12 protein-coding genes and 1 pseudogene are annotated in these 14968 nt (G+C 38.8%); 3 read left to right on the forward strand and 10 right to left on the reverse strand.

Features of this window, described 5'->3' with window-relative positions:
• A partial coding sequence (locus tag H4J50_RS09815) for a FadR/GntR family transcriptional regulator (protein WP_182256046.1) occupies positions 1–754 on the reverse strand: 754 nt, incomplete at its 3' end.
• 548 nt (positions 755–1302) lie between these two features.
• On the opposite strand from H4J50_RS09815, the gene H4J50_RS09820 reads away from it, so the two are divergent.
• The 3 genes from H4J50_RS09820 to mutS all read left to right on the forward strand — a co-directional run bounded on the left by H4J50_RS09820 (position 1303) and on the right by mutS (position 8251).
• Positions 1303–2784 (forward strand): mannitol dehydrogenase family protein, encoded by a 1482-nt coding sequence (locus H4J50_RS09820; RefSeq protein WP_182256048.1) that lies wholly within the window; start codon positions 1303–1305, stop codon positions 2782–2784.
• A gap of 167 nt (positions 2785–2951) precedes the next feature.
• Positions 2952–5111 (forward strand): heparinase II/III family protein, encoded by a 2160-nt coding sequence (locus H4J50_RS09825; RefSeq protein WP_404842749.1) that lies wholly within the window; start codon positions 2952–2954, stop codon positions 5109–5111.
• A gap of 578 nt (positions 5112–5689) precedes the next feature.
• The gene (mutS, locus tag H4J50_RS09830; RefSeq protein ID WP_182256052.1) at positions 5690–8251 is read left to right on the forward strand and encodes a DNA mismatch repair protein MutS; all 2562 of its coding nucleotides are present in this window, start codon (positions 5690–5692) and stop codon (positions 8249–8251) included.
• A 127-nt stretch (positions 8252–8378) separates the two neighbouring features.
• On the opposite strand, the gene rpoS is transcribed toward mutS, so the two are convergent.
• The 9 genes and pseudogenes from rpoS to ftsB all read right to left on the reverse strand — a co-directional run bounded on the left by rpoS (position 8379) and on the right by ftsB (position 14948).
• Positions 8379–9305 carry an RNA polymerase sigma factor RpoS gene (gene rpoS / locus H4J50_RS09835; protein WP_182256054.1) on the reverse strand — a complete coding sequence of 309 codons (927 nt, stop codon included), beginning with the start codon at positions 9303–9305 and terminating at the stop codon, positions 8379–8381.
• 86 nt (positions 9306–9391) lie between these two features.
• Positions 9392–10240 (reverse strand): peptidoglycan DD-metalloendopeptidase family protein, encoded by an 849-nt coding sequence (locus H4J50_RS09840; protein ID WP_259366215.1) that lies wholly within the window; start codon positions 10238–10240, stop codon positions 9392–9394.
• Between the two features lie 17 nt (positions 10241–10257).
• Positions 10258–10836, reverse strand: a complete 579-nt coding sequence (locus H4J50_RS09845; protein ID WP_182256056.1) for a YqaA family protein — start codon at positions 10834–10836, stop codon at positions 10258–10260.
• A 3-nt stretch (positions 10837–10839) separates the two neighbouring features.
• Positions 10840–11517 (reverse strand): protein-L-isoaspartate(D-aspartate) O-methyltransferase, encoded by a 678-nt coding sequence (locus tag H4J50_RS09850; RefSeq protein WP_108456879.1) that lies wholly within the window; start codon positions 11515–11517, stop codon positions 10840–10842.
• Positions 11514–12266: a 5'/3'-nucleotidase SurE gene (gene surE, locus H4J50_RS09855; RefSeq protein WP_108456880.1), complete on the reverse strand. Its 753-nt coding sequence runs from the start codon at positions 12264–12266 to the stop codon at positions 11514–11516. The genes H4J50_RS09850 and surE overlap by 4 nt, the downstream gene beginning before the upstream one ends.
• The gene (gene truD, locus H4J50_RS09860) at positions 12263–13465 is read right to left on the reverse strand and encodes a tRNA pseudouridine(13) synthase TruD (protein WP_182256095.1); all 1203 of its coding nucleotides are present in this window, start codon (positions 13463–13465) and stop codon (positions 12263–12265) included. The genes surE and truD overlap by 4 nt, the downstream gene beginning before the upstream one ends.
• Positions 13451–13927: pseudogene (ispF, locus tag H4J50_RS09865) on the reverse strand (2-C-methyl-D-erythritol 2,4-cyclodiphosphate synthase); the annotation flags it as partial. The pseudogene ispF and the gene truD, both read right to left, overlap by 15 nt.
• Positions 13918–14646 carry a 2-C-methyl-D-erythritol 4-phosphate cytidylyltransferase gene (gene ispD / locus H4J50_RS09870; protein WP_182256058.1) on the reverse strand — a complete coding sequence of 243 codons (729 nt, stop codon included), beginning with the start codon at positions 14644–14646 and terminating at the stop codon, positions 13918–13920. The pseudogene ispF and the gene ispD, both read right to left, overlap by 10 nt.
• The gene (gene ftsB, locus H4J50_RS09875) at positions 14646–14948 is read right to left on the reverse strand and encodes a cell division protein FtsB (protein WP_108456882.1); all 303 of its coding nucleotides are present in this window, start codon (positions 14946–14948) and stop codon (positions 14646–14648) included. The genes ispD and ftsB overlap by 1 nt, the downstream gene beginning before the upstream one ends.
• Between the last annotated feature and the right edge of the window lie 20 nt (positions 14949–14968).

Consider the following 14968-nt stretch of genomic DNA (forward strand, 5'->3'; position numbering starts at 1 on the left):
GGGTTTTACTAAATCTTTCTCGACTCTTAATCACTTGTTTACGAGCAGCCTCTACAGCCTCAACTTCGGTTGCTTGTAAAATGCCATCGATTACTCGCATTAAGTGCTCACGCATCAAGGCTCGTGCAGCTTGAGCATCACGTGACTTTAGTGCTTCGTATATTGCTCTATGCTCATCAACAGAGGGTTTAACACCACTATCTCGCACAGTTTGATACATGCGTTTAGTAAGGGCAGAACTGTCTCGTTCATCCCATAGCCCCTCAATAACAGCACTTATTGCACTATTGTTAGTCGCTGTTGCAATAATCATATGAAATTTTTTATCAGCGGCTTCATGACTGTCTATATCATTATTGTTTTCACAGGCCATCTCATTTAGCGTTTGCGAAAGTTGGGCTAACTCTTCATCCGTTATCATAGTAGCGGCCAATGCGGCGGCCTCACCTTCGAATAAAGCTCTAGCTTCTGTTAACTCAAAAGGCCCAACATCTTTATCAGAAAAACGGCTTTTTCCTTTATTGTGCTCAACAATATACACACCAGAACCCATACGAACTTCAACATAACCTTCTAATTCAAGTGCTATAACAGCTTCACGAATCGTTGGTCGGCTAACGGTAAACATTGCCGCTAAATCACGTTCAGCAGGTAAACGCATGCCAACGGTATATTGTTCTGACTCAATGAGAGTAAGTAACTTTTCGGCCACTTGTTGGTAAAGACGTGGCGTTTTTGCTGTTGATGACTTCATAAAATTTTATTCACTTGAACTTAAGGTACCTAACTGACCAATATAAAAATGTAAATGACCAGTTTTTAGATAGAAAAGTCATAATACAGAATATAACGTCAGTTTTATATATGTCATAGCATATTACTGTTATCAATTTAAGCGAGTCTTTCAAGTGTGACATTACTATCTACACCCGATGGTTAACGTAACGATAAGCATAAAAAATAGCGCTAAAGCTTAGCTACGACTTTCCTCCAATTAACATAGTTTATTTTCTCCACTACTCATATTGGTAATGCCAAATAAAACCTCACAATTAAACCTACAAATAACTGAAAACATTGATAAATAATAAAACACAGACATCAAGTAAATTACCAACCTCAAATAAAACAAAAATAAACTGGTAAGGCCGATTGCTTTTCGTTTATTATAAATGAAGTTAATATTTATGAGGCGATCTAAACTTTACCTCAGTACATAAATATTTTGATCATCAAGTGGTAATAATGAGAAGAAACTGAGTCACTTCACACCGCTCAAAGTAATACAAACAAGAGAACGATATGACCTTAGCGCTAAATCAATTAAATTTATCTCAAGTCGCCAGTAATAAAGAAATTTCTGTCCCTCAATACGATAGAGAAAGCACTGAAATTGGTATTGTTCATCTAGGTCCTGGGGCTTTTCACCGTGCACATCAAGCGTTTTATACTGAAAACGCAATGAATTTATCTGGCGGGAACTGGGGTATTTGTGGGGTATCGCTTCGCAGTGCAACCGCACGAGACGTTTTAGCAAAACAAGATAATTTATACACCTTAGCAATTTTAGATAAAAATATTAGTTATCAAGTCATCGGCGCCATCAAAGAAGTACTTGTTGCTAGCGAGCAAACAAACGACGTAATTACGCGTATGTCTGCAGCGAGTACAAAACTTATTACCTTAACGATTACAGAAAAAGGTTATTGCTTAGCTGCAGACGGTTCTTTAGATTTAAACCATAGCGATATTAAACATGACCTAGCAAACCCAAGCGCCCCAGTGAGTGCTATCGGCTTTATTGTTGAAGCTCTAAAACTTCGTAAACTTAATAGCATTAATGCCTTCAATGTTCTCAGTTGTGATAACGTTTCTGGTAATGGTGACAAATTACGACGTGCTGTTTTAGATTACGCTGAACAATTTGATGCAGACCTTAAAGACTGGATAGATACTAATGTTGCCTTTCCAAATGCCATGGTTGATAGCATAACGCCGAAAACTGAAAACTACACTATTGAGTCAGTTTCTAAGGCTGTCGGCTTACAAGACAATTGGCCAATTCAAAGAGAAGAGTTTACCCAATGGGTTATTGATAATAACTGGCAAGGCGAACGACCAAATTGGGAAGATGTTGGTGTTATATTCACCGACGATGTTGAAGGCTTTGAGAAAGCAAAGTTAAGATTACTGAACTGTTTACACTCAACTTTAGCTTACGCGGGTTCTTTAGCAGGCTTTGAAACCGTATTTGACGTAACTAGTGATAAAGGCTTTTATCAGTTTATTAGTAAACTTGCCTCAGAAGAAATTATTGGCTCGTTCAAACCGCCCAAAGAATTAAATGTCGAGATTTATAGCCACGATATTATTCAACGTTTTTTAAACCCTAATATTCGCCACTTATTAGCACAAATAGCCTTCGACGGTTCGCAAAAAATACAAATGAGAATATTACCAACCATCGAAGATAACTTACGCCTAGGTCGTTCAACAACGTTACTTTCTTTGTCATTAGCTTGCTGGTTCGAATTTATTTGCCAAGCTTTAAAGTCAGGTAACGAAATAATAGACCCAATCGCGAGTACATTTACTCAAATGCCTCACTTACTCAGTAATGACGTAATGGAAGTTGTTGAAGCTTTTTTAAGTATTGAGTCAATTTTTGGTCAAACATTCAAAGATAACACACAACTCAAAGTCCAATTAGCTGAAAGCTTATCAGCGTTACGTATTGGCGATATAAAAAACATTAGCAACATTGTAGATAAATTGTCTGCTTAAAAAGCACTTTTGATTGTACTTTAAGCAATTAGTAATTTTAATTTGAAGAACGGGTATTTATGAAACTATTAAATCAAACCTCATTCACTCTCCCATTTACAGCAAAAAAATGGCTAGGAGCTATCAGCATCGTTTTGTTTGCGTTAGTGGGTAACACACAATTGGCGATGGCAAAAACTAGTCCTAATCTAGTGATAACCGTTGCAGATGTTAAAAACATGCGCGCGGCTATAAAAGATGAAGGGCAATTTAAACGTACTTTTCTTGCCAGTAAAGCCTCTGTAGATGAACAAATAGCGCAAAAAATTACCGTACCACAGCCAAAAGATGGCGGTGGTGGTTATACGCATGAACGTCATAAGAAAAATTACAAGTTAATGTACGATGCCGGTATTATTTTTCAACTAACTCAAGATGAAAAATATGCTAACTATGTGCGTGATATGCTGCTGGTTTATGCCGACCTCTACCCTACTTTACCGCTTCACCCGAAAAGAAAAATGGGCAAGCAAAGTCCTGGTAAATTATTTTGGCAAAGCCTAAACGAAGCAATGTGGTTAGTTTATACTAGTCAGGCTTACGACTTAATTTTACCTGCATTAAATGCCGACGAAAAAACTAAAATTGAAACAGGTTTATTTCGCCCTATTGCTAAATTTTTGTCTGTAGAGTCACCTCAAACTTTTAACAAAGTACATAATCATGGCACATGGGCAACCGCTGCTGTTGGTATGACAGGCTATGTATTAGGTGAGCAAGAATGGGTAGAACAAGCGCTTTATGATCTTGATAAATCAGGAAAGGGTGGCTTTTTAAAACAGTTAGATGAGTTATTTTCTCCGCAAGGCTATTACAACGAAGGTCCCTATTATCAACGTTATGCGTTAATGCCATTCGTTACCTTTGCCAAAGTCATTCAAGCAAACCAGCCTGAACGTAAAATTTTTGAATACCGTGACGGTATTCTATTAAAAGCCATTGATACCACCATTCAGTTAAGCTACAACAAGCTATTCTTCCCAATTAATGACGCGATTAAAAGCAAAGGCATAGACACAATTGAATTAGTCAACGGTGTAGCTATTGCCTATGGCTTAACAGGTGATGCAGGCCTGCTCGATATTGCTAAACAGCAAAATGAAATTATATTAACCGGTGAAGGCTTAAAAGTAGCACAAGCATTAGACAAGCAGCTTGAAAAACCTTATCAGTTTAAATCTGTCGCGTTTGGTGATGGTAACGACGGAAAACAAGGTGCATTGGTGATCATGCGCCAAAACGTTGCCGGCGAGCAAGCGGTTTTATTCAAACCTACAGGACAAGGCTTAGGTCATGGCCATTTCGATAAACTTACGTGGCAGTTTTACGATAAAGGCGCTGAAATAGTGTCAGATTATGGCGCGGCAAGATTTTTAAATGTCGAAGCAAAGTTTGGTGGTCGATACTTACCTGAAAATCAAACCTGGGCAAAGCAAACCGTTGCTCACAATACCGTCGTGGTTGACGAAAAGTCACACTTTAATGCCGATGTTAAAATGGGTAATGCTAATCACCCTGAATTATTGTTTTTTGAAAAAAATGATCACGTCATTATGAGTTCAGCAACCATTAATAGTGCATACAAAGGCGTTGCTTTAAAGCGTACTATGGCGTTAATTAAACTACCGCTGAAACTTAAATCAGGGTTAGAGCAATCATTAGTTGTTGATGTATTTGATATAAAGTCAAAAGAAGCGCATCAATATGATTTGCCGGTTCATTATAAAGGTCACTTAATTAGCACTGACTTTGATTTAGACACACAGCTAACGAGTTTGCCTGTTCTAGGTAAAGAGAATGGTTATCAACATTTATGGTTAAAAGCACAAGCACAACCTGAAGCAGGCTTATCTCAAATTACTTGGTTAAACGATAATGGCAGATTCTATACTAGCTCAGCTGTTATGGATGGCGATTCGTCTTTAATTTTCACTCAAATTGGTGCGAACGATCCGCTATTTAACTTACGTAATGAAAATGCTTTTATTAATCGAAAAGCCAAGGCTAAAGATCATACTTTTGTCAGCGTGTTAGAGCCTCATGGTGAATATAACCCATCAAAAGAATTTACTATTTCTGCGGTTAGTTCAATTGAAAAACTGACACATAAAAAAGTCAATAATATTGATGTAATTGAAATTAGCATTGTCGGTAACCAACACTATTTGTTGGCGTTTAACTCAGCTGATAAAATTAAATCAAAGCAATTAAACAGCTTTTCACATAACGGTGAAAATTATAAATTTAATGGCCGCTTTAAACTGTTCACAATAAACAGCTCACATTAAACGGTAAATAATTAAAGTAATAATCAGTAACCGCTACCTACATGTAAAGTAGCGGTTACTGGTAACATTTCGAATAACTTCTGCAGTGTTAGCCACAATAAACATGACATACTTTTAACATGCATACTTTGATTTCTGTCCTCTTAAAGTATCGACTTTTAACAAGCTTCCCTTTTCCAAAAACGATTCCTTTTGATTATAACCTTTTACTTTATTAATATTGTTTATCAAAACGGCTAAAGCGACTTCCAGCAGTTGTGAGTATAAATGATAGCTTTAACACCATTTTCATCACTTGATTATTTTGCAATCCCTCCTTATTTAAAGCTTTTTAACAGAGAGCGCTGATTATCATTTTCTGTTAGTATCATTTTAAATAATTAAATTACTTACCCTAAACTATATAGTTGATAATAAATCACCGTTTTCATCATATATTAGCGCCCTATTTAGTCTACGTTGACAACATAGGTAAATCGTTAATCTTTGTTCGCTTTGCTAACATTGAATAAGTAGAATAAATATCAACATTAAATACAAAGCTTTAGTACACAACTCAACCGATAAAAATATAAAACATGAATGAATCAGAACTTTCTAAACACACCCCTATGATGCGTCAGTACCTGACAATTAAAGCCGAATTCCCTAATATTTTAATTTTTTATCGTATGGGCGATTTTTATGAGCTGTTTTTTGACGATGCTAAAAAAGCATCTGATTTACTCGATATTTCATTAACTGCGCGAGGAAAAACCGGTGGCAATGCTATTCCAATGGCTGGTGTCCCCTATCATGCGGTTGACGGTTATTTAGCTAAATTAGTCAAGCTAGGTGAGTCTGTCGCTATTTGTGAGCAAATAGGTGATCCCGCGACAAGTAAAGGTCCAGTCGAACGTAAAGTTGTACGTGTTGTAACCCCTGGTACGGTTAGTGATGAAGCCCTGTTAAGCGATCGACAAGACAATTTAATTGTGGCAATTCATCAAACATCACAGGGTTTTGGTCTCGCTTATTTAGACATGACTAGTGGACGATTTGTATTAGTAGAGCCAAGAACTGAAGAGCAAGTGCAAGCAGAACTTCAGCGATTATCGCCAGCTGAATTACTCTATCCAGAATCTTTAGCTGCCAACAGTGTCATTGCTGGTCGCAAAGGTTTACGCCGACGCCCTGATTGGGAGTTTGATTTAGAAACCAGTAAAACCCTGCTAAATAAACAATTTGGTACTCAGTCACTGTCAGGTTTTGGTGTTGAAGATAAACCTTTAGGTATTGCGGCAGCAGGCTGCTTATTTCAGTATGTAAAAGATAGCCAGCGTATTGCATTGCCACATATTAGATCAATTATTGGTGAAAGCGCCTCAAGTGCCGTTATCCTCGACGCTGCGACTCGTCGCAATTTAGAATTAACGCAAAACTTACAAGGTGGCAACGAAAACACCTTAGCTGCAATTCTTGATAAAGCAGCTACACCTATGGGTTCAAGGTTACTAAAGCGATGGTTGCATTTCCCTCTACGCGAACTTAAAGTCTTGAATAATCGCCAGAATGCGATTGAAGATATATTACAGCAAGACTTATCGTTTGAGCTCAACACTAACTTAAAACAATTTGGGGATATTGAACGCATCGTGGCACGTATAGCTTTGCGCTCTGCTCGCCCTCGTGATTTTGCACGTTTGCGTAATGCATTAATACATTTGCCTGAACTACAAACACTCACTACAAGCTGCTCACAAATACACTTAGCTGCATTGATTAAGCAATGTCAGCCTATTCCTACAATACAAGCATTATTAGAAAGTGCCATTGTAGAAAATCCGCCTGTACTTATTCGTGACGGCGGCGTTATAGCTGCTGGCTATAATGCTGAATTAGACGTATTGCGAGACTTAAGCGATGGGGCAACAGAATTTTTAGCACAACTAGAAGCACGTGAAAAAGAGCGTACGGGTATTCAATCATTAAAAGTTGGCTACAATAAAGTACATGGTTTTTATATCGAAATGAGTCGCAGTTCAGCCATTGATGTACCCGATGATTATATTCGACGACAAACGTTAAAGAATAACGAACGCTTTATTACTAACGAATTAAAGCAGCATGAAGAGAAAGTGCTCTCAGCGCAAAGTAAGTTTCTTGCGCTTGAAAAACGCCTATATGATGCCTTATTTGATCAAATACTGCCTGAGTTAGAGAAACTGCAACTGCTAGCACAATCGCTGTCTGAGATTGATGTATTAAATACTTTTGCCGAACGTGCTGAAACTTTAAATTATGTAAAACCAATATTACAAGAAGACAGCGGTATTAATATAGAAGCAGGTCGACACGCGGTTGTTGAACAAATGACCACAGAACCTTTTATCGCCAACCCAGTGATATTAAATAACCGTCGTGAGATGTTGATTATTACAGGTCCTAACATGGGCGGTAAATCGACTTATATGCGCCAAACTGCATTAATCGTTTTACTGGCACACATAGGTTGTTATGTACCGGCTAGTGCAGCAACAATTGGTATGGTGGATAGAATCTTCACCCGTATCGGTGCTTCTGATGACTTAGCTAGCGGGCGCTCTACCTTCATGGTAGAGATGACTGAAACTGCCAATATTTTACATAATGCCACCAATAAAAGTTTAGTCCTATTAGATGAAATTGGTCGAGGAACCAGCACCTATGACGGTTTATCACTCGCTTGGGCTTGTGCTGAAATGCTGGCGATCAAAACTAAGGCCTTTACGCTTTTTGCTAGCCACTATTTTGAATTGACTTTACTTGCCGATCAAATTGAGACACTCGCAAATGTTCATCTAGATGCTGTTGAACATGGCGACAGTATTGTTTTCATGCACTCAGTACAAGAAGGCGCTGCAAGCAAAAGCTTTGGCTTACAAGTTGCTCAGCTTGCTGGTGTTCCAAGAAGTGTTATTCAACGAGCAAAACAACGCTTATCTGAGCTTGAAAGCATGCAAGCTCCTTCTATTATGACTAACGAACCCAAAGCATTTGAACAGTTATCTTTAATGGATAATAAACATCCTGTAGTCGAAGAGTTGAGTGAAATAGATGTTAACGATTTAAGCCCTAAAATGGCCTTAGATTTACTGTATAAGTTAAAAGGCTTACTGTAAGAGTCCGCAAATTAATAGCCTAACTTTGCCGCTGATAAATGTAATATCTTCAGTTTAATTTTGACCTAAAAAAACCAGCAATTGCTGGTTTTTATTTAATACTAATATAAAAATTAAATGGGTAACTTTATACTTGAAATAACGCTTCAATAGATAAGTTTTGTTGACTTAATATATCCCGCAAACGTTTAAGTGCCTCGACTTGAATTTGGCGAACACGTTCACGTGTTAAACCTATTTCAACACCAACATCTTCTAAGGTTGCAGGTTCATAGCCTAACAAACCAAAACGTCTTGCCAACACTTCACGTTGTTTAGAGTTAAGCTCATTTAGCCAATCAACAATGCTATGTTTAATGTCGTGACTTTGTAATTTTGTTTCTGGACCGCCACCTTTTTCATCAGGAATAACATCTAGCAGGACTTTTTCACCTTCACCACCAAAGGGTGAATCTACTGAAGCAATACGTTCATTCAGACGTAGCATTTTACTGACACTTTCTACTGGAACGTCAAGCGCTAAGGCGATATCTTCTGCGGTGGGTTCATGATCAAGTTTTTGCACTAATTCACGGGCTGTGCGTAAATAAATATTAAGTTCTTTAACCACATGAATAGGTAAACGGATAGTACGAGTTTGATTCATAATAGCGCGTTCAATGGTTTGACGAATCCACCAAGTAGCATAAGTGGAGAATCTAAAACCACGTTCAGGATCAAATTTTTCAACAGCGCGAATCAGGCCTAAGTTACCTTCTTCAATGAGATCTAACAGCGGTAAACCACGATTATTATAACGGCGTGCTATTTTTACAACTAAACGGAGATTACTTTCTATCATACGTTTACGTGAGCGTTCGTCACCTTTTAGAGCAAGGCGAGAAAAGTAGACTTCTTCTTCGGCGGTTAATAGGGGGGAAAAACCGATTTCACTTAAATATATTTGTGTTGCATCTAGACTGGAAGGTGTTTCTTCGGGCATTTCTACCTTTGTATTTGTTGGCTTTTCCTTAACCGCAACATCAGAACATGCTATTTCTTTTTTTATACCCATGTTATATCTCCCTTTTTTTAGCACAAGCTAAATTACTGACTAATTATTCACGTTGACTCCAATCTATTTTTGATAAATTTTTATTATTATTTCGGCAAATACTTCATTGGATTAACTGATTTTCCGCGAAAGCGAACTTCAAAATGAAGCATAACTCTTTCAGCGTCAGTATCTCCCATTTTGGCAATCACTTGACCGGCTTTTACAACTTGCTGCTCTTTCACTAGAATACGATCGTTATGGGCATAAGCGCTAAGATAATCTTCATTATGTTTAACGATGACTAACTGACCGTACCCCTGTAACGCACCGCCGGCATAAACTACTTTACCGTCTGCAGTTGCTTTTACCGAATCACCGCGTCGCCCCGCAATGTCGATTCCTTTATTACCTTGTTTTGCTGAGGAAAACTTACGAATAACCTTTCCTTTTGCAGGCCACTGCCATGTTCTTATTTTTTGAGAAAATGCAGTGTTTGGTTGTTGAGCATTGTTGCTTGTTTTTCGCTCAACTACATTTCCACCATACTCCTGCTTTTTCTTCTGTGCAATAGGTTTTGTTATAACTTTTTGTTTTGTTGATTTATAGCTTTTAGTCTTGGTAGTACTAACACTTGGTTTGCTCGAAGTTTTAGTTAAAAATAATTTTTGTTGCGGATATATATTGTATGGCGCTTTGATATTATTAATGCTGGCCAAGGTGCGCACATCAACATCAGCGCGCCAAGCAATTGAATATAAAGTTTCGCCTTTTTTGACTATATATTCACTACCACTAACGCTGTTTTTTAGCCGTTGACTTAGCGGAAGGGATCCTTGAACGTCAACAACAGGCGCAGGTTTACTTCGAGTTGAACAGCCATTAATAGCTAACATCAGCAATAACACCAAAATATTATTAGCGTTAAAGAAGTGACCCTGCATCCATTTCGTCATAATTAACCTAACATCTGTTAGCGTGTCGCAATATAGGCAACAACAATGGCAATAACAACAAGCCAACCTAAAACGTCAACCCACTGTTTAAGCTTTTTCTCCATCGCCGCTCCGCCCCAACGAATAATACCGGCAACCATAAAAAAACGCATGCCACGACCAACGGCGGATGCAATTAAAAATGGCAAAAATGCCATATTTAAAAAGCCAGCACTTACGGTAAATAGCTTATAAGGTATTGGAGAAAACCCAGCAATAAATACCACCCAAACACCCCATTCACTGAACCATAACATGGCTTTATCGAATCTGGCTTGGTAGCCAAATTCAGTGATCAATGGCTGTATCCAAGGGTCAAACATTAAATAGCCTAAACCATATCCGACAATACCGCCTAGCACCGAAGCAACGGTAGTGATAGTAGCGAAACGCCATGCTTTTTCGCGTTGCGCCATCACCATAGGCGCTAGTAGGACATCAGGAGGAATCGGAAAAAACACCGACTCTGCAAAAGTTAATACCGCTAAAATTCTAGGGGCAAATTTATGCTCTGCCCATTTAAGTGTCCATTCGTATAATGCAGAAAATATTTTCACAAACTATCCTAAAGCGCCAGGTACGAGAGGAACAAAACGAACAGCTTCAATTTGCTGCTCTTTAAACTCATCACCATGACGTGTAATTAATTTCAAAACTTGGCTTTGCTCGCCAACAGGAATGATTAAACGACCACCATCGGCAAGTTGTTCCAACAAGGCTGGCGGTACTTCAGTTGGAGCAGCAGTGACGATAATTGCTTGGAATGGCGCTTTGCTTTGCCAACCTTGCCAACCGTCGCCATGTTTCATCGAAACATTGTGCAGGTCCATTGTGCGCAATCTGCGCTTAGCTTGCCACTGTAATGACTTAATACGCTCAACTGTAAACACTTTAGATGTTAACTGCGCCAAAATAGAGGTTTGGTAACCTGAGCCGGTTCCTATTTCAAGAATACTGTCAGGTACACCATCAGCTAGCAATAATTCTGACATTTTTGCTACGATATAAGGTTGTGATATGGTTTGCCCTTGGCCAATAGGCAATGCCGTATTGTCATAAGCTTTATGTGCTAAAATTTCGGGCACAAATATATGTCGAGGAGAGCTTGCAATAGCCCTTAATACTTGTTGATTTTTAATGCCTTCAACCAGTAATTTTTGTGCCAGTAATTCTCCACTACGACTCGACTTCCCACTGATATTACTGCCCACTCTGGCATTGATATTACTTTGTCTCATATTGAAAGTTCATTAATCCATTCTGTCATTTTTGCCAAGCTTTTATAAGCGGTCATATCGATCGTTAAGGGAGTTATCGAAGCATAGCCATTGGCTATCGCATGAAAATCAGTGCCGACACCAGCGTCAAGCTCTTGTCCTAATGGACCGTACCAATAAATATCACGTTGCCAAGGATCTTTCACCTTTTTCATTGTTTCCGCTTTATGGCGGTTACCTAAGCGTGTTACTTGAATGCCTTTGAGTTGTTCAAGTGGCACATCAGGTACATTAATATTAATAATTTGATCGCTAGGCAGCGGATGCAGCTTTAAACGCTCAATAAATTTGGCCGTAACAACCGCCGCTGTTTGAAAGTGCTTAGGCTCTGAAGAGACTAATGAAACCGCTATCGCTGGCATACCTAAGTGACGCCCTTCTGTTGCGGCTGCTACCGTACCAGAATATATAGTATCATCACCTAAATTAGCCCCATGATTAATACCCGCTACAACTAAGTCAGGTTGTGGTTTCATTAATTGTGCTGCGCCTAAGTGAACAGCATCAGTAGGTGTACCATTAACCGAAATAAAGCCATTTTCTAAAGTATGAGCACGTAATGGGTTCAGCAATGTTAAGGAGTTACTTGCACCACTACAATTTCTATCAGGTGCAACTACGGTGACATCAAAAAATTTTGCTAATTCATCAAAGAGGACTTTAATGCCATCTGCATGAACACCGTCGTCATTACTCAGTAATATTCTCATGTTCTATTTGTTAGCTCCGCATTATGGTCTTTTGTTTTAACTTCAGCTTTAGTTTCAACTGTTGAACTGCTTCTTGTGCTGACATCAACTCGCTCAGTTAAATCGGTATAATCGATAAGTTCTCGCATAATGGTGGTGGCATAGGCACCTGAGCTTAAGAAAAATGACAAGGTTACAACATCGTTATCGACTTTAATTTCGGTGTCTTTAATAATTAACCGAATACGTCGGCGCTCTTGCTTTAAACCAAAACGAGGTAACCCTTCACAAAAAGCTTGTTGTCCGTCAGCAATACTTTGCTCAAAGGCACGCGCATCATCAGTAGTCATTAGTTCGCCAGCGCCCCACATTGGCGCAGTTATATCGAGATCATGTTCAACAAGGCGTGTTGTTAAACTTTCATCAGTAAGATCTCCGCGAAATACAGACTGTGTACCCGCCAACATTAATACATCACCATTAATTATGCTGTCGAATGTTTTTTGTTCAATACGTTGGCTGATCATTTGGTTGAAAATTAACGAGCGAGCGGCAGATAAATACATACCACGTTTTTTCTTATCTTTGACTTTTTGACCTGAAAACAACCCCATGGCTTTTTCAATGTTACCGCCATTAATACCAAAACGTTGTTCACCAAAGTAATTAGGTACACCAAAATTGCTCACTACGTGCCAACGTCTAACAAGTTCATCAATGTCTGTTACATCACGTAAGGTAATTTCAAAACGATTACCGTCTAAACCGCCTATACGCAGTTTTTTGTTATGTCGCTTTGATGATAAAACTTCTACACCTTCAATATTCAAGTCAGTTAAGTCAAAAATTTGCTTACCGGGAACATGCACACCAAACCATTGTTCGGTTACCGCAAAGCGATCTTTTAAACCGGCATAAGAAACTAAAGATTCGTTCACTGAAAAATAGTGTGCTAATTGTTTAGCAACAAATGCGGTATTGGCACCCGTTTTTCGAATATGAATAAAAAGGTGTTCGCCCTCTCCGCAAGGTTCAAAGGGTATTTGCTCAAAAACTTTAAAATCTGATCTGTGCTGTCGCAATAAACCCGTGGACTTAGGTTTACCATATAAGTATGAAAATTCAGGTAATGGTGACTGGCTTTGCTCAACCGGTTTCACTTCATTTTTAATTGCGGGTTTAGTTGCTGTTTTTATTTTGTTGTTATTGTCAGTTTTCATTAACAACACGACAGCGTGAACTGAAACACCTTCCTTGCGGCCAACATAACCTAGTTTTTCAGTGGTGGTTGCTTTCACATTAACTTGCTCAATGTCAGCTTGTAAATCTTCTGCCAAACATTCACGCATAGCGACAAGGTGTGGCGCCATTTTTGGTGCTTGGGCACAAATAGTAATATCTGCATTACCTAAGCTAAACCCTTTTTCTTGCATTAAGCCAACAACATGACGTAATAAAATTCGACTCGAAATATTTTCGTAGTCACCATCGGTATCAGGAAAATGATTGCCAATATCTGCCAAACATAATGCGCCTAAAATGGCATCACATAGCGCATGAATTGCAACATCACCATCAGAGTGTGCAATAAATCCAAATTCGTACGGAATAGCAACACCACCTAAAATTAGTGGACCTGAACCGCCAAATTGATGAACGTCGAAACCATGACCTATTCGCATATTGCCTCTGAAGCTAAATTATTTTTTTGTTGATTTAGAATAAACTCAGCTAAAGCTAAATCTTCTGGCTGAGTAATTTTTATATTATCGCTACTCCCCTGAACCAAGCCGCTAGCATAACCTAGGGCTTCCATCGCAGAAGATTCATCGGTAATACTTATGTCGCTTAATAAAGCCGAAGTAATTGCGTTGGTGAGCTCATGTGTTTTATACATTTGAGGGGTAAGCGCATGCCACATTTGGCTGCGATCTAATGTAGCAGCGACCACTTGTGAAGCATTTGCTTGCTTCATAGTATCGCGAACTGGTGTGGCTAAAAGGCCACCATGATCGATGGCAAGGCAATAGGTAATTAGCCGGGTTAAATCTTGGTGTTGGATACAAGGCCTTGCAGCATCATGCACCAAAATCCACTTCTCTTGTGCTGCGCTTACGTGCTTTAAACCAGCAAGTACTGAATCAACACGTTCTTTACCACCAATAACACAAGTAACACTTTGATTATTTGTTAACCCTGTACTGGGAAAATAATCATCATTTTCACCCAAGGCAATAATGACATGACCAATCGATGGGTGGCTAAGTAAACGCTGAACGGTATGCTCTAAAATGGTAATATTATCAATGGTTAAATATTGTTTAGGACAAGCTGAAAGCATACGTTTACCAACACCTGCAGCGGGCACGACTACGGTAAATTGCCCATTAGCATTGTTCATTATCGCAATTTTTCCTTTTCGTCTGCATCATCATTAGGGATAACACGAAAAAATGTTTCACCTTGTTTGATCATACCTAACTCATGGCGTGCACGCTCTTCAATCGCTTCGGTACCAGATTTTAGATCATCGGTATCGGCATAAAGTAATTTATTACGTTGTTTTAGCTTATTATTATTAGCTAATTGTCGACTGACCTCTTCTTCCAGCGCTAAATAATCAGGCACACTGTTTTTACCAAACCAAAGTCGGTATTGTAAAAGCACAAGAAAAAGTATTAAAACTGCCGTGATCAGCCGCATAAAGTATCTAAAGTCGAAAT

Source organism: Colwellia sp. 6M3 (assembly GCF_014077595.1).
Classification (GTDB): Bacteria; Pseudomonadota; Gammaproteobacteria; order Enterobacterales; family Alteromonadaceae; genus Cognaticolwellia.